The organism is Pseudomonas uvaldensis, from assembly GCF_021271205.1.
Taxonomy (GTDB): Bacteria; Pseudomonadota; Gammaproteobacteria; order Pseudomonadales; family Pseudomonadaceae; genus Aquipseudomonas; species Aquipseudomonas uvaldensis.
Genome location: NZ_JAIWKS010000004.1, coordinates 511,914 through 537,133 on the forward strand (window position 1 = coordinate 511,914; position 25,220 = coordinate 537,133).

Genomic DNA, 25,220 nt, shown 5'->3' on the forward strand with positions numbered 1-25,220 from the left:
TGTCAATTCGAGAGGCGCGGCAGGAGCAGATCCTTGAGATCGGTCAGCTTGCCATGAAAAAAGTGTCCGCATTCTGCCACTTTCAGCAGCTCATGGGGGCGTTGGAGCGCATCGGACCATTCGTAGACAAGCCTTGGCTCGACCACTTCGTCGTTTTCCGGCTGGATCACCGTCAGCGCGCCGCCAGTCGGCAAGGGTGACTGTTCGTTCAGGCGCATCACCGCAGGCGCCACCATGAACAAGTGCTTGAGCGATTGGCCCTGGGCTTCGAGCCGTCCGCCCAGACTGGCAGCGACGAAGCCACCAAACGAGAAACCGAACAGGGTCAGGGGTAACTGCGGGTACTTTTCCCGCAACCACGCCGCTGCTGCCTGGGCGTCGTCCACTTCGCCGGTGCCCATGTCATGATTGCCGGCGCTGGCGCCGACGCCACGATAATTGAAACGCAACGTAACCAGGCCGGCGTCCCGGGCGGTGCGCTGCAGGGTCGAAACCACTTTATTGAGCATGGTCCCGCCCTGCACCGGGTTCGGGTGACAGATCAGCGCCAGGCCACGGGGGGCCTCGCTGTCCAGGTACAAGGCTTCCAGTGGGCCCACCGGGCCATCGATGACTACAGGGGTTTCGCGCATAAGCAAGGGAAAGAACTCCGTGACCCCGAATAGGGTCGACTCGTCTAGCTAAAAGTCTGTGCCTGGCATGATTGCGATGTTCTTCGCGGTATACAGCGCAGGTCCGAGCCGTTAACGTAAAGCAAAGCCGTTTATAGAGGAAGGACTCGTGGAACACTCGCTCTTAGTTTGGTTGTTGCCGACTCTTGCCCTGGTCGCCGGTGTCGCCATTGGATTCCTGCTTGCCCGACTGCTGCCCAACGCGGTGCCCAACAGCACGCAACGCCAGCTGGACGACATCCAGGAACGTTTCGACAGCTACCAGAATGAAGTGGTCACTCACTTCAACAGCACTGCCGCCCTGGTGAAAAAACTCACCCAAAGCTACCAGGACGTTCAGGATCACCTGTCCGACGGCGCCAATCGCCTGGCCCTGGATGAGCAGACTCGTCAACGCCTGCTGGCCGCCCTGCACGCCGACGCAGGACAGGCGCCACGGGAACGCCTGACCCCGCCACGGGAGGTCCAGGAACCGCCACGGGACTACGCGCCCAAGGCACCGAATTCTCCCGGCATGCTCGATGAGCATTACGGTTTGAAAAAGTAAACGTTTACAAGCGCTACGAAAAAGCCCGCCCGATCACATGATCCGGCGGGCTTTTTCATGACTGAGGGTATTCCACCCTGTGGGAGCAAGGCTTGCCCGCGATGCCCCTCAGAACATCAACTGCAGGCTTTGCTGGCCTTCAAGACTCAACAGGAACTGCTTGGCTGCCAGCCCGCCGGCGAAACCGGTAAGGCTGCCGGAAGTACCGATCACACGGTGGCAAGGCGCGATGATCGAGATGGGATTCCGACCGTTGGCCGCGCCCACCGCCCGTACCGCTGTGGGTTGTCCGATCTGGATCGCGATGTCGCGGTAGCTGCGGGTTTCACCGAAGGGAATGCCCAACAGAGCCTGCCAGACCCGGACCTGGAACGCCGTGCCGACAAAATCCAGCTCCAGCTCGAAACGGCGGCGCTTGCCGGCGAAATATTCCATGAGTTGACGTTCGGTCTCGTTGAGAACAGGGTGCCGCGAGTCTTCTTCCAAAGGCCCCAGGCGCACCCGGTTGAGCCGCTCGTTTTCCCACAGGATGGCGGCCAGTTTCGCCTCCCGAGCCACGAGAATCAGTTGGCCCACCGGAGATTGAATGCTCTTGTAGCGGGGTAACATCAGGTCATTCCTCTACGGCCCCGGCTGGCGATCACCACGGAGCCTTTCGACTCAATTAAACGTCCTCAGCCCAACAACCCCAGCTCCTTCGCCCGCGCCACGGCCTGGGTACGGCGCTCGACACCGAGCTTGCTGTTGATATGGCTGGCGTGGGTCTTGACGGTGTGCAGCGAGATGAACAGCTGTTCACTGATTTCCTGGTTCGAACAGCCTTGGGCAATCAGTTGCAATACAGCGCATTCGCGGCTGCTGAGGGCTTCGAAAGGCGCCTGGGCATCGGCAGGTTGCGCCGTTGTCGACGGCATGCGTTCGAGCAGATTCTGGCACAAGGGCGTGGCCGGCGCTTGCAGCAGTTGCTCGCGCAGCCATTCCCGATGCGCGTCTCCCAACAACCATTGAAAAGGTTGCAGCACTCCGCCGGCGGCGGCCTCGAAGGCCTGGGCCAGGGCACTGCGAGCAGCCGACTCACGGCCGATACTCAACAGCAGCGCCACCTTCTGGTTGAGCGCCATCACGCTGAGCATCTGCCGGCCGGTTTGCTGCCCGTGTTCAAGCAAGGCATCGAGCCGCCCCTCGGCCAGCATCGGCTGGCCCTGCATGGACTCCAGCACCGCCTGTTGCAACTCGACATGCAGCGGTAATTGCGGGTGGAACTCCGGCGGCGCGGCAGCCTGTTCGCCCGTGTAGGTCCTGCCCAACCGCAGCAACCAGGCTTCGGCCAGATCGGTGCGCCCCTGGGCCAACCAGAGTTCGCATTTGACCAGGGTAATCATCGCCAGGTAATAGACCGGTGGGACGTCCCAGATATGCATCAGGCGTTCGGCTTCGGCCAGTTCGGCGAAGGCTCGGGCAAATTCGTCATTCTGGCCCTCGATGCGCGCGATCACGCAATGGCCAATCAGGACACTGATATCACGACAGGCACGAGCTTCGGTCAGGCCCGCCTGCAACCGCGCCAACCCGGCTTCCGGTTGCAGGCGCAAGGTCAAGAGAAATCCCTCGTAGAGCGTCAATCGCGCCCGCACCGCATAAAGCCGTTGCGGTGACAATTTGTGCAGGCGCTGCTGCCCCAGGTGCACCTCATCCAGCGCCCGCACGATTTCCCCCCGTGCCTGCAGCACCCGGGCGCGATCATAGTGGGCCAGCGCTTCGAACAAGGGATTGCCGACCCGCTGTGCCAACTCCAGGGAATCGCGATTCAGGTTTCGGGCGCGCCACAAGTCACCGTCGGCAATCGCCAGGTTCGACAGCGTGGACAGGCACATCAAGCGCTGGCCATAGCGTTTTTGCGGCAGACTTTCCAGGGCTTCGGTGCAATAACGCACCGTAGCCTCGCGATCACCACGGCCACGGGCAACGATCCCACTCAAGGCCAACCATTGGGCAAGCATGGATTTTTGCGCGGTGGCCGATGGCGCGGGCAGGAAGCGGCTCAAGTGGGCGGCCAGTTCTTCGGCCGCATCCAGTTGGCAGGCCAGCCCCAACGCCCAGCTGTAAAGCACGATCAACCGAGGCGTGCTGATGAGCAGACTGTCCGGCAAGTCCATTTTCCAGCGCAGCAACATGCCGACGTTCTGCTCGGCCAGCAATTGCTCTTCCGAGAGGTTTTGCACCAGGTTCGCTGCCACATCCAGATGCCCCGCCCGCAACGCCTGCTCCACGGCTTCGTCGATCAGGCCCTGGGCGTTGAACCAACGACAGGCCCGCAGGTGCAAGGTGGCCGCGGGCACCATGGCCGACTCGTTGGGACGACTGCGCAACAGATCGGAAAACAGGTGGTGATAGCGATACCAGCGACCATGCTCGTCCAGCGGCACCAGGAAGACCTGATGCGCGGCCAGGTAACTCAGGATCTCGGCACTGTCATGGGCTTCACGCACGGCATCGCACAGGTCGCTGCAGAAGCGATCCTGTGGGGCGGTATCGTAGAGAAACGCCTGCACTTCGGCGGGCAGGCAGTCGATGACTTCCTCCAGCAAATAATCCCGAATCAACCCTTCCCCGCCATGAAGGGTCTGGGGCAACCGGCCTTCGGTACCGGCTTCGGAGGCCGCCAGCAGCCAGAAACGCAGCCCGGCCACCCAACCCTCGCTACGCAGGATGAGGTTTTCCAGGGCTTCGCCGCGCAACGAAATACTGTGATGCTCGAGCAGTATCTGGGCTTCGTCATGGGTCAGGCGCAGGTCCTGCTCATTCAGTTCGAGCAGTTGCCGCGACAGGCGCAAACGCGCCAGATGCCAATCCGGCCGCTGACGACTGGTGACCAGCACCAGCAAACCGTCGGGCAGGTGATTGAGGAAAAATTGCAGGCAGCGATCCAGCACCGCGCCCTGGGCCAGGTGGTAATCGTCGAGCACCAGCAGCAGGGGAAAGCGGGGTGACAGGTGTGAGCTCAGTTCATCCAGCAAGCCATCGAGCCATTCTTCGAACGCAAAGGGTTGGTGGCGCTGCCGCATCTTCAGCAACCCCAGCGCCCGGCCTCCCAGCTGGGGATAGAACGCCTGGAGCCCTTCAAGCAATCGCTCCAGGAAACGCCCCGGGTCACTGTCCCGGGTGTTGAGTCCCAGCCAGAGGCTTTGCCAATGCGCCGGCAGGCTCTGGCAGAACTCCACCGCCAGGGAGCTTTTTCCGAACCCCGCGGGCGCACTCACCAGCAGCAACCGACCACCCAGCCCCGCACTCAAACGCTCGCACAAACGAGGCCGCATGACATGGCCGTCAGGCAAAGGCGGTCGGTAGAAGCGCCCGTCCCGTACCGCGATGGCTGCGCGGTCAGGGTGCGCAAGTGCAGACAGATCAGTCATGGCCGGCTCTTGTTGAATGGCAATGGCGGCGTTGCAGATGTCCGCAGACTAGCGTTAAACGGGGAGGTATTGAAGGGAGTGCTACAAATGGCTACAAAAAGACTACAGCTTTGCTTCTATGGGGTGAACCGCCTTCAAATAATAAACGCCCCGAACCAGTCGGGGCGTTTATTCGAGGATGCGGCCTCGGGGTAAGGCGGTTTAGCGGATGCCGTCCTGGCGCAAGGCGTTCGGGGTGAAGTCGGCGGTGCTGGCGGTGAAGCCGAAGTCGTAGGCCTGTTTCTCTTCGTTCTTCATGCCCAGCGCCAGGTAGCGGCCGGATTGCAGGTCATAGAGGGTTTCCAGGGCGTACCACGGCACTTGCTTGTCGTAGTAGTTCTCGGCATGGGCCTCGGCGACACGCCACAGTTGGCCGCGACCGTCGTAGTGATCGATCACTGCAGCTTGCCAGGTGTCTTCATCGATGAAGAAGTCACGCTTGGCGTAGATGTGGCGCTGCCCTTCCTTGAGGGTCGCGGTCACGTGCCAGACACGACGCAACTCGTAGCGAGTCAGGTCCTGGTTGATGTGGCCAGCCTTGAGGATGTCGGCGTACTTGAGTTGTGGCGAATCGATCCTGTAGCTGTTGGCGGCGATGTACAGTTCCTTCTTGCCTTCCAGCTTCCAGTCGTAGCGATCCGGGGCACCGTTGTACATGTCCAGGTTGTCGGACGTACGCAGGCCGTCGGCGGCGGTACCCGGGCCGTCATAGGACACTTGCGGTGCGCGGCGCACACGGCGCTGGCCGGCGTTGTAGACCCAGGCCGAACGTGGCTCCTTCACTTGGTCGAGGGTTTCGTGCACCAGCAGCACGCCACCGGCCAGCCGTGCCGGCGCGGTCACTTGCTGCTTGAAGTAGAACAGGATGTTGCCGGGGTTGGCCGGATCGAAATCCTTCATCTTGTCGCGGAACACGAACTGGTCGCGGAAGTACACCAGGCTGTAGGAGCCATTGGGCTGCGGAGTGGCCTGGGTCACCAGGCGGGTCACGCTGCCGCCACGATAGCGGGTGATATGGTTCCAGATCACCTCGACACCACTCTGGGGAATCGGGAACGGGATGGCCGTTTCGAAGTTTTCCAGACCGTTGCCACCGGACACCAGCTTGGTGTTGACCGCGTTTTTCTTGATGGAGGCGTACACCTCATCCGGTATCGTGGCGCCACGATGGGACGGATAGACCGGCATCTTGAAGGTTTCCGGGTAGCGCTTGAACATCGCGTACTGACCCGGCGCGAGTTTGTCCTTGTACTGGTCGACGTTCTGGGCAGTGATGGTGAACAGCGGTTTTTCACTGGCAAACGGGTCGGACAGGAAACCCTTGCTGTCCACACTACCGGCGTTCTTGGCCATGGGTTTCCAAGCCGGGATCGAACCGTCGGCATTGCCGGCCATCTCGGCGCCCATCGGCGTCAGGCTCTTGCCCAGTTTGTCGGCTTCGGCGGCAGGCACCGCTGCCATGACGCTGGTGGCCAGCAGGGAGAACCCCAGCGCACCGACCTGCAACAGATTCTTTGTTATTTTCATAGTGCTCATCCTGAAATACGGTGCTTAGAAGGTCACGCCGACGCTGAGCGCCAGGAAATCGCGGTCGTCCACGGTGCTGAAGTCGCCACCAAAGAAGTTGGTGTAGGCCAGGCTCGCGTTGTAAGTGTTCTGGTATTCGGCATCCAGCCCGAGGCTGACGGCCTTGCGGCCTTCCTCGAAGTTGCCGCCAGGGCCCGGCGAGTAACCTTTGACGTCATGGGACCAGGCCACGTTGGGCTTGAGGTTCACACCGGCGAAGACATCCGGGTATTCCCAGATGGCCCGTGCGCGGTAGCCCCACGAGGTGGAGGTGGTGAAGCCGTCGTTGTTGCAGTTGCTGTTCACGTCGTTGATGGTCTGGCCGCCGCCTGCGGCAGTAGAGCCGTTGAGCCTGTTACAGGCTCCGTCGGGCAGTTGACCCGGACCAAAGACAGGGTCACGACCGTAGCGAACGTCCGACTTGCTTTCCAAGCCTCCAACATGAGTAACGCCGACTTCACCTACCAGTGTGAGGCGACTGGCGCCCATGACCTGATCCAAGAAGTGAGTGAAGGTGGTCTGGAACTGAGTGACTTCCTTGCGGCGATAACCATGCAGATCCTGGCCTGGCACTCCCGGGAGCAGCGAAGCATTGCCCAACGTAGTACCACCGAGCGGGCGAACGCCGGCGAATAGGATATCGGTGGTGCTCAACTGCACCGGCGCGTTCGGCCGATAGCTGATCTCGCCGCTCCACGCCGTACCGGTTGGCAGGGTGGTGGAGAAACTCAAGCCGTAGAGACGGATATCTTCCGGATATTCGACGAAATATTGGGAATTACCCGCGACGATCAGTGGCGCCAGCGGCGAGCCATTGACCGCGTCGTAGACTGACTGAGGCGCACCGGTGGCACTGAAGATCGGCGCACGACTGTGGTAGTTCATGAAGTACGCACCGAACTCGGTGTCCAGCGGTTCGAACATGTACTTCAACGACGCGCCCCATTGGCCACTGTCGCGGGCATCGCGGTCCGGGCCACGGCGTACCAGCACGCCTTCTTCGTTGATATCGACACCCTGGCCTTCCAATATCGGAAGAATGAGGCCCGGGAACGGAATGCTCGAACGCTTGTTCAGCACCCGAAGATTGTCGGTGCAACCGTCAGCAATCACATCCGGCTGGGAGAAGAACGTACCGCAGTTATCCACCACGGTCTGGTCCCATTCAATCTGATAGAACGCTTCGGCCGAAAGATTATCGGTCAGGCTCTGGGACACGTAGAACATGTTGACCGGAATCAGGCCTTCCTTGATCTCGGCACCGGGACGGCGGAACGCGGACACGTCGACCGGGTTGATGGAGTTGATGCCGCCCTGGATGAAGGTGCTTTCACCCCAGCTGACCACTTGCTTGCCCAGGCGCACCGAGCCCGGTTGATCGGCGATGGCGTAGTTGTGGTAGACGAACGCATCGAGGATCTGCCCGCCGGAAGACTTGGCGCCTTCCTTGCGGTTGCTGTCACTGATGTCCTTGTACAGGCGGTGTTCGTCCTTCAGCTCGAAGTCGTACCAGTACTTGCCGCGCACGAACACGCCGGTATCGCCATACTTCAGCTCAAGGTCATGGATGCCCTTGAAGATCTTCGAGAAGGTTTCGCCACGCTTGAAATTCAAGTGCCCGTCATCGGAGGTCTGCGACAACCCCTTGCCACCGTTGTTGACGCCGATCAGGTCGCGGTTGGGCTTGGCCGTGGACCAGCTTGCCCCCACCGACAGGGATGAGTCGAACTGGCCTTCGATTTCACCGATATTGAAGCTGACGCCGAATGCCGGCCCGGCGAGCGAAGAGGCGAGACTGACCGCCAGAGGCAATTTTGCCCGGCGCCAGAACGTGGTTGCTGTGGTCATCGACGCTACTCCATGTGCTTATTGTTATGGCAGTGAATGCTCCAGGAACACTTCGACGGCGCGGACGCGGCAACGCCCCGATACTCCGTGGAAGTCGCATCGCTCTTTCGTGCGTGCGCCCCGTTCCTGAAAAATCCGTGAACGGACTATAGCCAGCAGGTAGTACGGCTTGATCCCTCTAAAGTGTGATTTGCAGCCTTCGACCACTCTGGAACAGTCCTTTCGCCAGGCCGACAGATATCGGCACCGCAAGGATGGCTGATTTTTCCGGTTTGACAAGGCAAGCGCTTGCTTGGTGGGGCTGCCGTGCCCTTTCGGGCACGGCAGGAACGCTTCAAAGCGTCGAAAGGAAGGTGCTGTTGTTACTCTGCCATTCGGCGATGTCGACCCGTATACGCTTCTTGTCGAGCTTGCCGACGCTGGTCTTGGGAATTTCCGTAACAAGGGCGATCTGGCTCGGGATCGCCCACTTGCTCAGGTGCCCCTGCTCGACGAACGGCTTGAGGTGATCCTTGAGCTCCCGAGCCCCGATCTGGTGCCCTTCGTGAATCACCAGCAAGGCAAACGGACGCTCGCCCCACTGTGGATCGGGAATACCCACCACTGCTACTTCACGTACCGCCGCGTGACGGCTGATGAGGTCTTCCAGGTCCAGGGAAGAGATCCACTCACCGCCAGTCTTGATCACGTCCTTGATACGGTCGCGGATGTCGATGAAACCCATGCCGTCCAGCGTGGCGACGTCACCGGTGTGCAGCCAGCCACCGGCCCAGAGTTCGGCGCCTTTGTGCGGTTCGTTGAAATAGCCCTCGGTAAGCCAGGGCGCGCGCAGCACCAGCTCCCCCTGGGTCTCGCCGTCGGCGGGCAGGAAGCGGCCCTCGGCATCGACAATCGCTGCCTCCACCAACGGCCCCGGTACGCCGGCCTTGATGCGATAGGTGATGCGTTCGTCTTCACTGCCGGCCATCAGTTCTTCGTTCAGGTGGGCACAGGACACCAGCGGACCGGTTTCCGACATACCGTAGGCGGCGGTGAGCTGGATGCCCTTGGCCTTGGCGGCTTCATACAGGCTACGGTTCAGGGCACTGCCGCCGATGACGATTTTCCAGCCACCGAAATCGGCGCCCTGGGCGCTCTTGGCGTTGAGGACCATTTGCAGGATGGTGGGCACGCAGTGGGAGAACGTGACCTTCTCATTGCGCCACAACTGGACCAGGAACTCCGGATCGTACCGGCCGGGATAGACCTGCTTGAGCCCGAGCATGGTCGCCACGTACGGCAAGCCCCAGGCATGCACATGGAACATCGGCGTGATGGGCATGTACACATCATTGGAGCCCAGCAGCCGCACACTGTCGATGGCCCCCATGATGGTCGCCTCGCCCAGGGTATGCAGCACCAACTGCCGGTGAGTGAAGTACACCCCCTTGGGGTTGCCCGTGGTGCCGGTGGTGTAGAAGGTGGTTGCGACGGAGTTCTCGTCGAAGTCCTGGAAGTCGTAGACGGGGCTCGCCGCAGCCAGCAGTTGCTCGTATTCACCCACCAGGTTCGGCAGGTCGGCGGTCTTTTCCGGCAAGTCGGTCAGCAGCAGCGTCTTTTCCACCGTGGTCAGGTGGCCGGCAATGGCCTGGTACAACCCGACGAACTCGCTGTTGACCAGCACGAAGCGGTCCTCGGCATGGTTCATGGTGTAGAGGATCTGCTCCGGCGACAGGCGCACGTTGATCGTATGGATCACCGCACCGATCATGGGTATCGCGAACATGCACTCCAGGTAGCGATGGCTGTCCCAGTCCATCACCGCCACGGTATCGCCCGCCTTGACCCCGGCCTCGGTCAGCACGTTGGCCAACCGAGCGACCCGTTCGATCAGCGTCGGATAGCTGTAGCGCAACTGGTCTCGATAGACGATCTCGCGGGTTTTCTCGTAACGCACACCGGACATCAACAGTCGCTTGATCAAGAGCGGATATTGATAAGCGCCTTCGGCTGGAGGAATAACGCGAGTCTGCAACATAAGAATCCCTTTTTCTGACTGCATGGTCGTGAGTGGAGGTAAGCACTCTAGAGCGCTTATACACGGATCAAATCAGCCAAAGGAATGATTTATTCAGCTTGCAAATACTAGCCATAAGCCACCTGCCGGCGATTGCGTGCCGGACCTTGCCGGCACGTCGTTCCGCCAACCCTGCCGCTGGTGTCAACCACGGCCCGTTGCCGTCAGCGCATCTCCGTGAGCGCCAGCTTCACGCCAATGGCGACCAGTAGCGCGCCCATGGTCCGGTCGAACCAGTGCCCCATGCGGGCAAAGCCGGCGCGCACGCGTTGATGACTGAACAACAGGGCCACCATGCAGAACCAGGCGGCCGTCGCGACCGCCAGGTAAACCCCGTAACCGGCCTGGATCGCCAGCGGGGTATGGGGATTGATGACGACGGTGAACAGCGACAGGAAAAACAGCGTTGCCTTGGGGTTCAGGCCGTTGGTGACGAAGCCGGAAACAAACGCGCCGCGAGCAGTACGTTCGCCGGCCTCCTTGTGCAGGTTGTCTTCGGTCGGTTTGGCCGGCTGCGCCCGCAACGCCTTGAAGCCGATGTACAGCAAGTACGCCGCGGCAGCCCACTTCAGTGCGTTGAACAGCACGATCGATTGCGACACGATCAGGCCGATGCCCAACAGCGAATACCCGACGTGCAGGAAAATCGCCGTGCCGACGCCCAGCGCCGTCCAGGTTCCGGCGCGTCGACCATGGGTCACGCTTTCACGCACCACCACGGCAAAATCCGGCCCGGGGCTGGCCACCGCCAGCAGATGGATCAGGACAACGGTGAGGAATTCGGCGAGGTACATGAGGGCTCCTTTTAACTCAATCTCGAAACATCAATTCATGGTGCAAGGGAAGTTATTTGTGGCGAGGGGATTTATCCCCGCTGGGTTGCGAAGCAACCCCGACCACTGCAGGACTGCCGCGCGGTACAACGGAGATAAATCCCCTCGCCACAGGTTCTGTCCATGAGGACTCACCGAGCCAGGCCACAACCACAGTTCATCTGATAGGCTCGCCACATTACGCCTTCAAGCCCCCATCGAACAGGTACAGCTGATGACGAACACCGGCCGCGCAGTTTTCCTCGATCATCCTTCCCTGGACCTCGGCGACCTCGACCTGGATCCACTGCGCAGCTGTTTCACCGAGCTGCAGTTGTTTGCCCGAACCACACCGGACGTGGTGATCGAGCGACTCAAGGGCGCCACCGTGGCGATCACCAACAAAGTCGTGATCGATGCAGCCGCCATCGCCGCCAGCCCTGACCTCAGGCTCATCCTGATCAGCGCCACCGGCACCAACAATGTCGACCTGCAGGCCGCTCGCCGCCACGGCATCACCGTCTGCAACTGCCAGGGCTACGGCACGCCGTCTGTGGCCCAGCACACCCTCATGCTGTTGCTGAACCTGGCGACAAGACTGACCGATTATCAACGAGCGGTGGGCGAAGGGCGTTGGCAAAAGGCGTCACAGTTCTGCCTGCTGGACTATCCCATCGTCGAACTGGAGGGCAAAACCCTGGGCTTGCTCGGTCATGGCGAGCTGGGCAGCGCCGTCGGACGACTGGCCGAAGCCTTTGGCATGCGTGTGTTGCTGGGGCAGATCCCCGGACGCCCCGCCCGCCCCGACCGTTTGCCACTGGATCGACTGTTGCCGCAAGTCGATGCCCTGACCCTGCACTGCCCGCTCAACGAGCACACCCGCCATTTCATCGGCCCTGGGGAACTGGCGCTGCTCAAGCCCGGCGCCTTCGTGGTCAATACCGCCAGAGGCGGCCTGATCGACGAACAGGCCTTGGCCGATGCACTGCGCAGCGGTCATCTGGGCGGTGCCGCAACCGACGTGCTGAGCGTGGAACCACCCGCCCAGGGCAACCCTCTGCTGGCCGCGGATATTCCCCGCCTGATCGTCACGCCCCACAACGCCTGGGGCAGTCGGGAGGCCCGCCAGCGGATCGTCGGCCAACTGACCGAAAACGCTCGGGCCTTTTTCGGTGGTACAGCGCAACGAGTCGTCAATTGATAAACTGCCGCACTTTTTCAAGGAGCAGACCATGGATCCGCGCAGTGAAGTACTGCTTCGTCAGGCCGAATTATTCCAGGGCGAGGTCCTGCTGACCGGCCTGCCTGCCGACGACCTGCTCGGACGCCTGCCGGAGGCCCATGGCTGGTGTTGGCACGCGGGCGATCAGGCCGCGCTGGAGGCTCGCTTCCCAGGGCGCAGCCATTTTGGCGTGAACGTACCCGAACGGGCATTCGACACGGCCGTGGTGTTCTTGCCCAAGGCCAAGGACCTCACCGACTACCTTCTCAATGCCGTGGCTTCGCGCCTGGCCGGTCGGGAGGTGTATCTGGTGGGCGAGAAACGCAGCGGCATCGAGGGTGCATCCAAGCAACTCAACCCGTTTGGCAAGCCGCGCAAACTCGACAGCGCCCGGCACTGCCAGCTGTGGCAGGTCACCGTTGCCGAAGCGCCGCAAGTCAAATCCCTGGAAAGCCTGGCCCAGACCTATGAACTGCCCCTGGCCGAAGGCCCATTGAAAATCGTCAGCCTGCCAGGCGTGTTCAGCCACGGTCGACTGGATCGCGGCAGTGCGCTGCTGCTCGAACATCTGGATAAATTGCCCAGTGGGCATCTATTGGACTTCGGCTGCGGTGCCGGCGTGTTGGGCGCAGCCGTCAAGCGTCGCTATCCGCATACCACGGTGACCCTGCTGGACGTGGACGCCTTCGCCGCCGCCAGCAGCCGCCTGACCCTGGCCGCCAACGGCCTGGAAGCCGAGGTGCTGACAGGCGACGGTATCGATGCCGCGCCCACGGGGCTGAACGCGATTTTGAGCAACCCACCGTTCCATACCGGAGTACACACCGATTACCAGGCCACGGAGGACCTGCTGCGAAAAGCAGCCAGACATCTGAAAAATGGCGGTGAATTGCGCTTGGTGGCGAACAGCTTCCTCAAGTACCAACCACTGATCGAAGAGCATCTGGGCGTGTGCGCCATCAAGGCCGAAGGCCAGGGGTTTCGCATCTATCGGGCCAAGCGCGGCTGAAGCTTTTTCAGAGACAGCACTTGCCCTATCGGATTTGCCTAGGCAGAATCCGCTCCGTCCTAGGGGAGTAGTCTCCCGCGAGCGCCCTGCTCGCCCGGCGTACGTCAACATACTTGGTCAGCAGGCCATGGCGTATGCGACCCAAGCGTCCACGTAGAGGGATGCTGGGTTTGACAAGACCTATGACACGCACACCTTACCCGGGGCGGGAAGGCTGTACGTGTCATAGCCGTGTCGACCCGCCCCTTTAGGAACCCTGATGCTGGATTCTTTCCTCGTACCAACCGCCATCGTTGCGCTGGCCGAAATCGGCGACAAGACGCAGTTGCTCGCACTCGTTCTGGCGGCTCGCTTTCGCAAGCCGTGGCCGATCATTGCCGGTATCGTCGCCGCGACCCTCGCCAACCACGCGGCCGCCGGAGCGGTGGGCGCATGGGTCGGCAGCATTTTCTCGGACGCGGTGCTGCATTGGATTCTGGCCGCCAGCTTCGCCGCCACGGCGTTGTGGACCCTGGTCCCGGATAAGCTGGACGATGAAGAAACCACCACCGCCCGCAAGTTCGGGCCGTTCGTGACCACGCTGATCGCGTTCTTCCTGGCAGAAATCGGTGACAAGACCCAGATCGCCACCGTGATGCTCGCCGCTCAATACCCGGAGTTGTGGCTGGTCATCATTGGCACCACCGTGGGCATGCTGATTGCCAACGTGCCGGTGGTATTGGCGGGCAACTTTGCCGCCGAGAAACTGCCCCTGACGCTGATCCGCCGCCTGGCCGCCTCGGCCTTTTTCATCCTGGCGGTCGTGGCGGGGTACAAGGCGATGCAGAGCAGTGGGTGGGTTTGACTGGTAAGCCAGTAATTCCGTGTCATCGTTCATCGCGAGCAGGCTCGCTCCCACAGGGGATTTGCAGTGACCACTTTTTTTGTGAGCACCCGCGGCCAATGTGGGAGCGAGGCCGCTCGCGATAGCGTCAGCAGCCTCACCACATAAGAATGGTTACTTCCTGGCCTGCTGATACAACGGCATCACCTTCGGAATCGCCGCCTGCAACGAGGCGATCCGGCTGGACGACGATGGGTGGGTGCTCATGAACTCCGGCGGCGCGCCCTCCGAGGCCTTGCTCATCTTGTTCCACAAGGTGATCGCGGCATTCGGATCGTAGCCCGCACGGGCGGCCAGCTCGAGGCCGATCAAGTCGGCTTCGTTCTCGTTGCCACGACTGTTGGGCAAGGTCATGCCATAGTTCGCCACGGTGTCGGCCAACGCCAGGCTGTCCTGGCCCAGGCCGAACAACGCACCGGCGCCCTGCTTGGCCATCTCGATACCGTAGGCCTTGGACATCGCTTCACGGCCGTGCTCACGCAGGGCGTGGGCGATTTCATGGCCCATGATCGCGGCGATTTCAGCGTCGGTCAGCTTCAACTGGTCGATCAGCCCGGTGTAGAACATGATCTTGCCGCCGGGGCCACAGTTGGCGTTGAGCTCGTCACTCTTGATGAGGTTCACTTCCCAGTTCCATTGCGCCGCATCCGGGCGGAACACCGGGGCCTGGGCAATCAGCCGGTCGGCAATGACCTGAACGCGCTTGGCATCGGCGCTGGTCTTGTCCAGCACGCCCTTGGCGCTCGCCTCGCCCATGGTCTTCTGATAGGACTGGGCGTACATCTGGTTGACCTCGGCGCTGGACAGCATGCTGAACATGTACTGCTTGCGCTCCACGCCCACGGCTCCGCCGCTGGTGGTATTGACCGATTGGCAACCGGCAAGCAACAGGCCCGCGCTCAGCGCACTTACCATCAATGTCTTGTTCATATGAAAGGAAGCTCCCTGGAATCGTGGGCGTATCCTATTCGGGGTTTTGTATCCGCGCCAGATACACAGCGAGGGATTACAGCTATTTCAGACAGATCTCACCTCGCGTCATTTACGACATCCACAATCGCAAAAAAGCCATCCGACGAGCAGCCTCTCATGCCGGGCCCCGAAGATGCCGATACAAGCTTCAGACGTCATTCCCGCGTCCGGAGCCTTTATGAAATTCAAATCGATCCAATTTTCCGTCGCAGCCCTGGCCGGTGCCATCGTACTCAGCGTGGTCGGTGCCCTGGTGCTGTACGCGCTGTTTGCCGGCGCCCGCACCCAGGAGATGGTGCAGCAGCGTACGAAGGCGCAGTTCGAGCAACTCATCGAGCAACGCCTAAGCGCCCTGGCCCATACCCAGGCCAGCCTGATCCAGCGGGAACTGGAAGCGCCACTGCTGCTTGCCAAAGGCGTGGCCACTACGAATGCCTTGATGGGCATGAACGGCACGGACGGCAACCCGCAATTGAAGATTCCCCGTGAACAGATGATCAGTCTGTTGCGCGAAACCGTGGTGCGCAATCCGAAAGTCCTGGGCGCCTACATCGCCTGGGAACCGAACGCCATCGACCACAACGACGCCAGCTACGTGAACAGCCAGGTGGTGGGCATGGAAACCAACGGCCGTTTCCTGCCGTGGTGGTTCCGCAACCAGGACGGCACCCTGGGCCTGGAAAAACTCGCCGACGTGACCGACCAGAAAATGCTGTCCACGGGTATCCGCGCCAGCGAGTACTACCTGTGCTCCCAGGAAAGCAGGAAAGCCTGCGTCATCGACCCGGCGCCCTATCGCGTCGGCAGCACCATGACCATGCTCGCCTCGTTCATCGAACCGATCATGGTCGATGGCAAGTTTCAGGGCATCGTCGGGGCCGACCTGTCGGTGAACTTCATCCAGGACATGCTCGTTGCCGCTGATGGCAAACTGTACAACGGCGCAGGGGAAATGGCGCTGCTGTCCAGCAATAACCGGCTGGTGGCGTTCACCAAGGATCCGAGCAAACTCGGAGAGAAGGCCAGCGACCTGCTGGACGCCAGTGAGCTGGACAACCTGGCCCGGCTCGGCGTCGGTGAAGTGCGCTACGACATCGATGAAGAACACGGGCACATCGAGGTGTACATGCCGTTCGGCATCGGCGAGACCAGCGCTCGCTGGACGCTGATGCTGCAGCTGCCACTGAATGCAGTGATGGCCGACCTGCAAGCCTTGCAGCATGACCTCGACCAACAACGCGAAACCGACATCTTCGGCATGGCCATGGTGGGGCTGGTGATTGCCGGTATTGGCCTCTTGGTGATCTGGCTGGTGGGTCATGGCATCGCCCGGCCACTCAAGCAGATGGTGGCGATGCTCGATGACATCGCCCAGGGCGAAGGCGACCTGACCCGTCGCCTGGTCAGCGACCGTGCCGATGAACTGGGCGCAATCGCCAGAGGCTTCAACACTTTCCTGAGCAAGTTGCAGGGCATGATCAGCCAAGTGGTGATTTCAGTGCAAAGCGTCAGCGATTCCTCGGAGCACACCGCCGACATCGCGATCCGCACCAACCAGGGCGTGCACAAGCAAATGTCGGAGATCGATCAGGTCGCCACTGCCGTGCAGGAAATGACCGCCACCGCCCAGGACGTGGCGCGCAACGCGACCCAGGCCGCCCAGGCCGCCAGCCACGCGGATCAGGCCGCAAGCCAGGGCATGCAGATCGTGCGGGACACCTCCACCGCCATCGGCGCCCTGGCCGTGGAAATCGGCCGGGCGGTGGGCGTGGTGCAAAACCTGGCCAAGGACAGCGAGAACATCAATGCGATTCTCACCGCGATCCGCGGGATCGCCGAGCAGACCAACCTGCTGGCCCTCAACGCGGCCATCGAGGCAGCCCGGGCCGGCGAACAGGGTCGCGGCTTCGCGGTAGTAGCCGACGAGGTACGCAACCTGGCGCAGAAGACACAACAGGCCACGGAAGAAATACAATCGATGATCCAGCAACTGCAACAGGGCACACGAGACGTCGTGCGGGTGATGGAAGACAGCCAGCACCGTACCGATGAGAGTGTGCGACACGCGTCAAAAGCAGCCCAGGCCCTGGAAACCATCACCCAGGCCGTATCGGTGATCAATGACATGAACACCCAGATCGCCAGCGCCGCCGAAGAGCAAAGCGCCGTGGCCGACGACATCAACCGCAACGTGATCAACATCGGGCAGGTGGCGAACGAAGTGGCGGGCGGCGCGGATGAGTCCAGTGAAGCCAGTGCGGGTTTGACCAAGTTGGCGGAACAGCAGCGGCGGTTGATCAATCAGTTCAGGGTCTGATCCAGGGTCCCATCGCGAGCAGGCTCGCGATGGGACCAGCCCAGGCACCGCATACTCAAGCCGGAGTCAGGCACTCCGGCCCGTTGAGCTTCGGATCGTTGACCAGGTTCGCCAGCACCCGCTCGCGCAGTTGCGCCGGCTCGCTCGCCAGCAGCCCTTGCAAGGCATGCAACGGCGTCTCGGGGTCGAGCCATATCCGCTGCCCCTCTTCATTCAGAATCAACGGCCGGCGTTGCCCCGCCGCCGGCTGGGTGATAACCGCGGTGCTCAGCCACACCTGTTCCTGCACCGGGTACGCTTCCCAGATCGCGGCAAAGAACAGCGACGAACCTTCTCCGGGCGTCAGCCAGAAAGGCCGCTTGCGCGTGCCACCACGCCACTCATAAAAACCGTTCGCCGGCAACAGGCAGCGGCGCAGGCGCAAGGCTTCACGGAACATTGGTTGCTCGGCCACGGTTTCGGCCCGGGCATGGGCGGGCGTGCGCGACAAGTCGGTCAACCATGGCGGCGTCAGCCCCCAACGCGCCCGCGCCAGTTCGCGCCGGCCTTCGGCGTCGGCCCGCAGCATCAGCACCGAGTCATTGGGCGAAATATTCCATTGGGCCTTCTGGTCGGCGGGGAAGCCGGGCAAGGCCGCGAAAGCGGGGTTCCAGCGAAACAGGGCATAACGTCCACACATGGGGCAACACAACTCTTGATCAAACGGGCCGCCAGCCTAGGCTTTGTACGAAAAGCCTTGAGACGCAGGTCAGGCGAGGCGAAAACAGCCGAGCGAGCGCAGTGTACTGGAGTACATGAGCATTGCGAGGCTGTATTCAACGCAGCATGAACGAGTATCAAGACTTTTCGTACAGAGCCTAACAGACCAGCGTGCCGGGATAACTGTCGGGTTCATCGCCAGGCAATGGCAGCGCGACATTGTAGACAGCGATCAATTCCCTGGCGCGTTGCGCCTGGTCGTCCTCCACCGCCAGCCCCAGCAGGCCCTGCACCGGCAACTCACCGATCCCGCCGACCAAATCACGCCCCACCAGATACGCCGTAATGCCTTCGCTGGCGAGCATGCCTTGCAGCAGCTCGCCCTCCATCAGGTTTTCCAGTTCGTAGATTCGCTGCATCGGCGCCCCCGTCATTCGTTTTCGCTGTAGACCGTGAGATGCCACTCCTCTTCGTGAACCTGCAAGACGAAGGTGATGGGCTTGCAACAAACCTGGCAGTCCTCGATATAGGTCTGGTCACCACCGGACAGGTCCACGGTCGTCTCAACCTCTTCACCACAATAGGGACAATCGTAAAGAGCAGATTCCAGCATCGCGGTCTCCCAGGTGACTTGTGCGTATAATCGCCGGTCTATTTGCAGGGCTATTTTCGTCTGGCTTGTTTTCCAGGCCGTGCCCTGTCGTTTTTTTGATCGAACCCTTAACTTACCTTAGCCGTTTCCAACAAGAGAGCATGATGGGCGAATTCGATGCCATCCGACCTTACGACGACAGCGAAGTCCCAGCGGTGCTGGCACGGTTGCTCGGCGACAAGGCGTTTCTAGATATCCTCACCCACTTCCGCTTTCCGCGCCTGGCCGGTGCTTTCGGCTGGATGCTCAAACCTCTTATAGCGCAAAGATTGCGTCGAGAGTTCGCCGGCGTGACCTCGGTCGCCACCTTGCAGGATAAAGTGGAGTTCTACGTCGACCACACCATCGAACGCGCCACCGATGGCGTGACCTACACCGGGGTGGAGCAATTCAAGTCAGGCAGTGCTTACCTGTTCATCGCCAACCACCGCGACATCGTCATGGACCCGGCCTTCGTCAACTACGCCGTCTACCACGCTGGCCTGCCGACCCCACGCATTGCCATTGGCGACAACCTGCTGCAAAAACCCTTCGTCAGCGACCTGATGCGCCTGAACAAGAGCTTCATCGTGCACCGCTCCCTCACCGGGCGGAAGGAGAAGCTGGCGGCGTATCAATTGCTTTCGGCCTACATCAACCACTCGATCCGCAACGACTGCGCTTCGATCTGGATCGCCCAGGCCGAGGGCCGGGCCAAGGACGGCGACGACCGTACCGAGTCGGCGATCCTCAAGATGTTCCATATGAGTCGCAAGGACGAGCCGTTCGGTGAGGTCATCCAATCGCTGAACCTCACTCCCGTGTCCATCAGCTATGAATACGACCCGTGCGACCAGGCCAAGGCGCGGGAGCTGTATATCCGCGCCACCACCGGCACCTACACCAAGGCCCCGGGCGAAGATGACGTGAGCATCGCCAAGGGCATCACCGGCTACAAGGGTCGGGTACACGTGAACTTTGCCGCGCCGATCACCGAGCTGTTCGAAGACACCAAGCAATTGGCCCAGGAAATGGACCGGCAGATTCTCGGTGGCTATCGCCTGTTCCCGGTGCATTACCTGGCTTACGCCCAGTGGGCCGACGCCGACCCGCAACTGGAGGTTCCGAAAGCGGCCGAGGTATTTGGCGCCGAGGAATTGGCCAAGGCCCAGGAAGAATGGCAACGCCGGCTGGACGCCTGCCCGGCGGAACACCGTCCATTCCTGGTGCTGCAATATGCGACACCGGTGCGTAATCAATATCGGGTCAAGGCGGGGTTGGCGCTGTAAGGCGCCAAATGCTGCCTCAACGGATCTGCGTGCTGATCCAGGAAACCAACAACGCCAGCGCCAGGCAGCCGAAACCGAATCGGTAGAAGAATCGGTTCATGCGCTGGGTCGCCAGGTCCAGCAGCGCTTCGAACCGTTCTTCGCCATTGCCATTGCGCGCTTCGAGGCTGGCCCGCGCCCGCAGTTCACGACGGCGCGTGGCGTGCAGCAACCAACCGCCAGGGCAGGCAAACAGCAGGGCGATCAGGTTGATCAGCTTGGCAGGATGATTGGCGAACAGCGAAAGCAGATGCAGCGACATCGAAAACCTCAAAGAGCGCGACCAGACGAACGGGGCGGGGATTCTACCGAAAGCACGCAGCCCTGCCCTGTTTTTTCCGACCTGTGGAGCAAGGCTCGCTTGCCGCTGGACTGAGCCACAGATTAATTTCAGCCGTCACGATTTCGTCATCTGAGCAGGCCACTCTGTCGCCCGTCAAAAACCTGCACGGACCCCACCATGCTCCACGCTGAAAACCAGGATCGTCTCTACCTCATCACCCCGAGCGAGGAACAACAGAACCTTGTCGGAAGCCTGTCCTTCAACGTACAGGATCGGCACTGGCTGGTGTATTGCGCCCTTGGCGGCCATCAACATGCCGACCTGCCCGAGACCGACCTGCTGACCGGCATCAGTGTGCTGGAGTTGTACTCGCAGGCTGCATGAAAACGACTGTGGGAGCGAGCCTGCTCGCGATAGCGATTTATCGGTCACATTGATTTCGAATGTGCCATCGCCATCGCGAGCAGGCTCGCTCCCACCGGGTGGAATTGCCTGGAAGACCGGGAAATCCTACTCAGCCAGCACCTGGCCAATGGTCGGATCCTTGAACAGTCGGGTCAGAGCGTCGCTCAATACGTCGCTGACCAGCTTGGTGTTCGTGTCCTGGTTGGGTGCCATGCCGAAGCGCTGGTCCAGCGAAGCGCCATACCGACCGCTATAGCGACGGTTGGCATTCTGCACATCGGATCGGAAGGTCGCGCCGATGGTGGCTTCGGTCACGTACATGCCTTCCTTGGGCGATTGATATTTCAGCTCGGCCAGGGTGACCGTCAGTTGCGGTGCGTTCATCGCATTCGGGGTCGGGGTGAAGCCGAGCAAACGCACCGCCGCTTCGGCCTGGGCCTGCAGCTTGGGCAGGATCTGTGCGCCTTGCACCGTGATCACGCTGGTTTCCGGGTACAGGCCACCACGGGTGCCAAGGGTCGGCGACGGACGACCGTCCACCACCCGCACCACCACCGGCTGGCCGCGCCCCACAGGCGCCAATTGGGCGTTGAGCTTGGGTTCCGGGTTAAGTTGTTGCGGGCTGTGGGCACAGCCGACGAGGGTCAGACTGGTCACAGCGATCAAACCGAACAACAGGCGTTGCAACATGCTCTTCTCTCCAGAATCGGGCACTGACAGGCCCGCAGTATAGCGGTGCGCCAGGGCGGCGAACTAGCCGACGAATACCGAAATCTATGACATGAACCGCCAATTCCGGTTCCTGTCACTCCATTGTCACGGTCCTTACACCGACATGTCATGGCCCGCTGTCAGGCTGACTCCAAGCTCCCCTATACGGTATTCGATCATGCGTTTTTTCATTTCGCTGTTCACCCCACGCCCGCAACACCGCAGCTTCGCCCTGCTGGACCGCGACGGCCGCTGCCAAGCGTTCAAGCAATGCAGCCTGCAACCCATGGGCGAAGGCTGGGTGGAAATCGACGAAATTCGCCTCAACTGGCTGAACCAGCCGTTGCCTGCCAGCGCTCGGGTACAACCGCTTCGTGCCCGTGCCCGCAACCGCCAACTGTTGGCCATCTGACCGGACGGCTAATAAAAGTCATAAAACACGACCATTTCCCTGCGTTTCTTCGTTACAATCTCCCCCCGATTATAAGGACGTCTCCTGATCGGGCCTCGCAACACCGCTGATGCACTGTCATCGGCACCCCGCATCGCCCACAGAGAGCCGCCCACACAGATCGAGTGAAGCTGGCGCGCCCCCTGTTTCCGGGCAAGTCACCACTTTTCGCGAATCTGCAGAGCTGTCATTACGCTCGGTCACTGAGCTGTCTGCCCGTTTTGCCTGTCATGTACTACATGGGGGCGAGTCAACCGGGCGCGGTGCCAGGCTGGGACAGCCCTTTTTTGAGGTTCACGTCTTCAAAAGAGCGTGAAAAAACGGGTTTTCACAACTTCACAAGAGTGTGGCGAGCAAATGAATAGTTTTGCGTCTGAACAAGCACCATTGGCGTCTGGAACAGCCCAACGACACAGGACCGGATATCGCTCAAGAACCGTCGCCTGAAGCCTGTCCGCTACGGATTTGGTTGCACGAACGGATGTCTCGGCCATAAGTCGAATTGCCCGCCCGGCGCTTAAATGAGTTCATGGGACTCTTGAGGCCAGGCTGCATGCATCCGCAGTGTTGCGAAAAATTGCGAAGATTCGGACATGGCGTAACTGGCCATGGGAACCTGGGGCGCAACCGACCTGCCCCGCCAATCCTGGCCGCCATGCCGACAATTTGGTGCTGCAGATTTTGGAGACGCGTTAAATGGCGCATAACGAAGCAGTCGACGTAGTTCTGGTAGGGGCCGGCATCATGAGTGCCACCCTGGCCGTGCTGCTCAAGGAGCTCGACCCCGCGATTTCGCTGGAAGTCGTCGAGCTGATGGATTCCGGTGCCGCGGAGAGTTCCAACCCGTGGAACAACGCCGGTACCGGCCACGCCGGGCTGTGTGAACTGAACTACACGCCCCAGGCGGCCGACGGCACTGTCGATATCAAGAAAGCTGTGCACATCAACACCCAGTTCGAGGTGTCGAAGCAGTTCTGGACGTACCTGACCAGGAAAAGCACGTTCGGCTCATCCAAATCCTTTATCGCCCCGGTGCCACACCTGAGTTTCGTACAGGGCGAGAAAGGCGTGTCGTTCCTGAAGAAGCGTTTCGAACTGCTGAGCCGGCATCACGCTTTTTCCGAGATGGAATACACCGAAGACAAAGGCAAGATGGCCGAGTGGATGCCGCTGATGATGCCAGGCCGACCGGCCGATGAAGTCATCGCCGCCACCCGCGTCATGAACGGTACCGACGTCAACTTCGGCGCCCTGACCAATCAATTGCTAAAGCACCTGACCAGCGCCCCGGATACCCAGGTCAAGTACTGCAAGCGCGTCACCGGCCTCAAGCGCAACGGCAGTGGCTGGACCGTGAGCATCAAGGACGTCAACTCCGGCTCCAGCCGTGATGTAGACGCCAAGTTCGTATTCCTGGGTGCCGGCGGCGCGGCATTGCCATTGCTGCAAGCTTCGGGCATCGAGGAGAGCAAGGGCTTCGGCGGCTTCCCGGTCAGCGGCCAGTGGCTGCGTTGTGACAACCCGGACGTGGTCAAGCATCACCAGGCCAAGGTCTACAGCCAGGCCGCGGTGGGTTCGCCGCCCATGTCGGTACCGCACCTGGACACCCGCGTGGTCGATGGCAAAAAATCTCTGCTGTTCGGGCCGTACGCCGGTTTCACCACCAAATTCCTCAAGCACGGCTCGATCATGGACCTGCCGCTGTCGGTACGCGCCGGCAACATCGGCCCGATGCTGGCCGTGGCCCGCGACAACATGGACCTGACCAAATACCTGATCAGCGAAGTGATGCAGTCCATGGAGCAACGCCTGGAATCGCTTCGTCGCTTCTACCCCGAGGCGAAAGCCGAGGACTGGCGCCTGGAAGTGGCCGGCCAACGGGTGCAGATCATCAAGAAAGACCCGAAGAAAGGCGGTGTCCTGCAATTCGGCACCGAACTGGTGGCAGCCAAGGACGGCACCCTCGCCGCCCTGCTCGGCGCATCGCCAGGCGCTTCGGTCACCGTTTCGATCATGCTCGAGCTGATCGAGCGCTGCTTCCCGGACAAGGCCAAGGGTGAATGGGCCGCCAAGCTCGCGGAAATCTTCCCGGCCCGGGAAAAGGTGCTGGAAACCGATGCGGCGCTGTATCGCAAGATCAATGCGCAGAACAACATTGCGCTGGGCCTGGTTGAAGAAAGCAGCGAGACCCCGAGCTACGCTTGATTCGCCCCCCCATGAAAAACGCCCCGCTCTTTTCCGAGAGCGGGGCGTTTTTTTATCTGGACATTGCGCCGAGGCGAGGACACTCGCTCCCGCTGGCCTGCTGCACAGGCCCGGGATCAATCAACCACGCGCCTTGTTGAACAGTTCGATGTACTCTTCGGCATTACGCTGGTCCTGGATCAGCGCAACGAAATCGTTACCGTGCTCATCCTTGCCGTTGAGGTCATAGCCGGCTTCGACGAAAAACGTCAGGAACCGTTCGAAATCGTCGACCCGCAGGCCACGGTAGCCCTTGATCAGTTTGTGCAGCGACGGCGAGGTAGCATCGGCCGGTTCGAAATTGAGGAACAGCTTGATCTGTTCATCGCCAATTTCATCGCCAATCACCTGTTTCTTGTCTTTACGCATTGCCGGCTCCAACTCGCACAGTTCACGGGGGCGGGCAGTTTACCCCCGGCAGGGCCCGGGGCTCAACGCGGGCGTACGGCCCCGGTATGCAGGTCGGCCCAGATGTGGCCGTTGGGGTAACTGAGAAACTGCACATACACCGTGTCGTTACGCAATAAATCGATGACTGCCCGGTAATGGGCCTGTGGATAAGACAATGTCAGGGTTTTGCTCGTCTCGTCGAAGACCGGCTTCTTCAGGCTTTTACTTTCACCATCGAAGTTGAGGATCACTTGGCTGATGGTGGCGCCCTTGTTCAGGGGCTTGCCTTTGAGGCGTACCAGCAAAGGCGACGTGACCGGGATCGGTTGCTGGTTGGACTGGCGCTGGTTACCCAGCACCACCGAATATTCGGTGACTTGCAGCAGTTGCTGCTGATCAGGTTGCTCCTGGCGCACCGTCAGGTCATCGGGTGGCAGGAACTGGCTGTGCATCGGCGCGGCTTCGACCGCAAGGGTCAGGCTGGATAGCAACAGCAAAGCGGTGCGGCGGCGGGTCGATACACTCATTGGCAGGCTCCGGAATCTTGGTCTGGCACTCTAGCATGGGCATGGTCGTTGAAAATAAACGATCCGGATCAATACATCCGGGCCCCGAGCGCGGCATACTCAAAGGGCCATCATTGCGCAAGATGTGGTGATGGCTTTTGTGGCGAGGGAGCCTGCTCCCTCGCCACGGGTCAGGCGTTTGCCCAATCCTCTGTGT

At 61.0% G+C, this 25,220-nt stretch carries 24 protein-coding genes and 1 riboswitch; of the genes, 9 read left to right on the forward strand and 15 right to left on the reverse strand.

Features of this window, described 5'->3' with window-relative positions; genetic code table 11:
* Positions 1-2: 2 nt before the first annotated feature.
* Complete coding sequence (locus LCU97_RS12010) at positions 3-632, reverse strand: alpha/beta hydrolase (protein ID WP_232776564.1); 630 nt, start codon at positions 630-632, stop codon at positions 3-5.
* A gap of 148 nt (positions 633-780) precedes the next feature.
* On the opposite strand from LCU97_RS12010, the gene LCU97_RS12015 reads away from it, so the two are divergent.
* Positions 781-1,218, forward strand: a complete 438-nt coding sequence (locus LCU97_RS12015; protein ID WP_053146487.1) for a YhcB family protein — start codon at positions 781-783, stop codon at positions 1,216-1,218.
* 108 nt (positions 1,219-1,326) lie between these two features.
* On the opposite strand, the gene LCU97_RS12020 is transcribed toward LCU97_RS12015, so the two are convergent.
* The 6 genes from LCU97_RS12020 to LCU97_RS12045 all read right to left on the reverse strand — a co-directional run bounded on the left by LCU97_RS12020 (position 1,327) and on the right by LCU97_RS12045 (position 10,934).
* Positions 1,327-1,827 (reverse strand): methylated-DNA--[protein]-cysteine S-methyltransferase, encoded by a 501-nt coding sequence (locus LCU97_RS12020; protein ID WP_232776496.1) that lies wholly within the window; start codon positions 1,825-1,827, stop codon positions 1,327-1,329.
* 65 nt (positions 1,828-1,892) lie between these two features.
* The gene (locus LCU97_RS12025; RefSeq protein ID WP_232776497.1) at positions 1,893-4,631 is read right to left on the reverse strand and encodes a LuxR C-terminal-related transcriptional regulator; all 2,739 of its coding nucleotides are present in this window, start codon (positions 4,629-4,631) and stop codon (positions 1,893-1,895) included.
* 201 nt (positions 4,632-4,832) lie between these two features.
* Positions 4,833-6,197, reverse strand: a complete 1,365-nt coding sequence (locus tag LCU97_RS12030; protein WP_053146493.1) for a DUF1329 domain-containing protein — start codon at positions 6,195-6,197, stop codon at positions 4,833-4,835.
* 24 nt (positions 6,198-6,221) lie between these two features.
* The gene (locus LCU97_RS12035; protein WP_053146494.1) at positions 6,222-8,084 is read right to left on the reverse strand and encodes a DUF1302 domain-containing protein; all 1,863 of its coding nucleotides are present in this window, start codon (positions 8,082-8,084) and stop codon (positions 6,222-6,224) included.
* A 334-nt stretch (positions 8,085-8,418) separates the two neighbouring features.
* Positions 8,419-10,101: a fatty acid--CoA ligase gene (locus tag LCU97_RS12040; RefSeq protein WP_232776498.1), complete on the reverse strand. Its 1,683-nt coding sequence runs from the start codon at positions 10,099-10,101 to the stop codon at positions 8,419-8,421.
* A 203-nt stretch (positions 10,102-10,304) separates the two neighbouring features.
* Entirely contained in the window at positions 10,305-10,934 is a 630-nt protein-coding gene (locus LCU97_RS12045) for a LysE family translocator (RefSeq protein WP_232776499.1), read from the reverse strand.
* A 253-nt stretch (positions 10,935-11,187) separates the two neighbouring features.
* Between LCU97_RS12045 and LCU97_RS12050 the strand changes: the two genes are divergently transcribed.
* From LCU97_RS12050 to LCU97_RS12060, 3 genes are all read left to right on the forward strand, one after another.
* Entirely contained in the window at positions 11,188-12,153 is a 966-nt protein-coding gene (locus LCU97_RS12050; protein ID WP_232776500.1) for a 2-hydroxyacid dehydrogenase, read from the forward strand.
* A gap of 31 nt (positions 12,154-12,184) precedes the next feature.
* A complete protein-coding gene (locus LCU97_RS12055; RefSeq protein WP_232776502.1) occupies positions 12,185-13,183 on the forward strand; it encodes a class I SAM-dependent methyltransferase in 999 nt (332 codons plus the stop codon).
* Between the two features lie 49 nt (positions 13,184-13,232).
* A riboswitch (yybP-ykoY riboswitch) is annotated at positions 13,233-13,355 on the forward strand.
* A gap of 87 nt (positions 13,356-13,442) precedes the next feature.
* Positions 13,443-14,027, forward strand: a complete 585-nt coding sequence (locus LCU97_RS12060; protein ID WP_053146505.1) for a TMEM165/GDT1 family protein — start codon at positions 13,443-13,445, stop codon at positions 14,025-14,027.
* A 153-nt stretch (positions 14,028-14,180) separates the two neighbouring features.
* Here the strand turns inward: LCU97_RS12060 and LCU97_RS12065 are convergent, their stop codons facing one another.
* Entirely contained in the window at positions 14,181-14,996 is an 816-nt protein-coding gene (locus tag LCU97_RS12065; RefSeq protein ID WP_053146507.1) for a M48 family metallopeptidase, read from the reverse strand.
* Positions 14,997-15,216: 220 nt separating this feature from the next.
* Between LCU97_RS12065 and LCU97_RS26980 the strand changes: the two genes are divergently transcribed.
* Entirely contained in the window at positions 15,217-17,355 is a 2,139-nt protein-coding gene (locus LCU97_RS26980) for a methyl-accepting chemotaxis protein (RefSeq protein WP_053146508.1), read from the forward strand.
* A 55-nt stretch (positions 17,356-17,410) separates the two neighbouring features.
* Here the strand turns inward: LCU97_RS26980 and LCU97_RS12075 are convergent, their stop codons facing one another.
* From LCU97_RS12075 to LCU97_RS12085, 3 genes are all read right to left on the reverse strand, one after another.
* The gene (locus tag LCU97_RS12075) at positions 17,411-18,034 is read right to left on the reverse strand and encodes an SOS response-associated peptidase (RefSeq protein ID WP_232776504.1); all 624 of its coding nucleotides are present in this window, start codon (positions 18,032-18,034) and stop codon (positions 17,411-17,413) included.
* 178 nt (positions 18,035-18,212) lie between these two features.
* Positions 18,213-18,473, reverse strand: coding sequence for a putative signal transducing protein (locus LCU97_RS12080; RefSeq protein WP_232776506.1), 261 nt, complete (start codon positions 18,471-18,473; stop codon positions 18,213-18,215).
* A gap of 11 nt (positions 18,474-18,484) precedes the next feature.
* Positions 18,485-18,667 (reverse strand): CPXCG motif-containing cysteine-rich protein, encoded by a 183-nt coding sequence (locus LCU97_RS12085; protein ID WP_232776507.1) that lies wholly within the window; start codon positions 18,665-18,667, stop codon positions 18,485-18,487.
* Positions 18,668-18,807: 140 nt separating this feature from the next.
* Between LCU97_RS12085 and LCU97_RS12090 the strand changes: the two genes are divergently transcribed.
* Positions 18,808-19,974, forward strand: coding sequence for a 1-acyl-sn-glycerol-3-phosphate acyltransferase (locus LCU97_RS12090; RefSeq protein ID WP_053146515.1), 1,167 nt, complete (start codon positions 18,808-18,810; stop codon positions 19,972-19,974).
* Between the two features lie 16 nt (positions 19,975-19,990).
* On the opposite strand, the gene LCU97_RS12095 is transcribed toward LCU97_RS12090, so the two are convergent.
* Positions 19,991-20,275 carry a hypothetical protein gene (locus tag LCU97_RS12095; RefSeq protein WP_232776509.1) on the reverse strand — a complete coding sequence of 95 codons (285 nt, stop codon included), beginning with the start codon at positions 20,273-20,275 and terminating at the stop codon, positions 19,991-19,993.
* A gap of 198 nt (positions 20,276-20,473) precedes the next feature.
* On the opposite strand from LCU97_RS12095, the gene LCU97_RS12100 reads away from it, so the two are divergent.
* Positions 20,474-20,680: a hypothetical protein gene (locus tag LCU97_RS12100; protein ID WP_053146519.1), complete on the forward strand. Its 207-nt coding sequence runs from the start codon at positions 20,474-20,476 to the stop codon at positions 20,678-20,680.
* A 126-nt stretch (positions 20,681-20,806) separates the two neighbouring features.
* Here LCU97_RS12100 and LCU97_RS12105 read toward each other — a convergent pair whose 3' ends face one another.
* Positions 20,807-21,391 carry a YajG family lipoprotein gene (locus LCU97_RS12105; RefSeq protein ID WP_053146523.1) on the reverse strand — a complete coding sequence of 195 codons (585 nt, stop codon included), beginning with the start codon at positions 21,389-21,391 and terminating at the stop codon, positions 20,807-20,809.
* Between the two features lie 199 nt (positions 21,392-21,590).
* Between LCU97_RS12105 and LCU97_RS12110 the strand changes: the two genes are divergently transcribed.
* Together LCU97_RS12110 and mqo are read left to right on the forward strand one after the other, a co-directional pair.
* Entirely contained in the window at positions 21,591-21,824 is a 234-nt protein-coding gene (locus LCU97_RS12110) for a hypothetical protein (protein ID WP_053146525.1), read from the forward strand.
* 735 nt (positions 21,825-22,559) lie between these two features.
* Complete coding sequence (gene mqo / locus LCU97_RS12115) at positions 22,560-24,068, forward strand: malate dehydrogenase (quinone) (protein WP_053146528.1); 1,509 nt, start codon at positions 22,560-22,562, stop codon at positions 24,066-24,068.
* Positions 24,069-24,188: 120 nt separating this feature from the next.
* Here mqo and LCU97_RS12120 read toward each other — a convergent pair whose 3' ends face one another.
* Entirely contained in the window at positions 24,189-24,476 is a 288-nt protein-coding gene (locus LCU97_RS12120; RefSeq protein ID WP_053146530.1) for a PA4642 family protein, read from the reverse strand.
* 62 nt (positions 24,477-24,538) lie between these two features.
* Positions 24,539-25,024 carry a hypothetical protein gene (locus LCU97_RS12125; RefSeq protein ID WP_232776510.1) on the reverse strand — a complete coding sequence of 162 codons (486 nt, stop codon included), beginning with the start codon at positions 25,022-25,024 and terminating at the stop codon, positions 24,539-24,541.
* Positions 25,025-25,220: the final 196 nt, after the last annotated feature.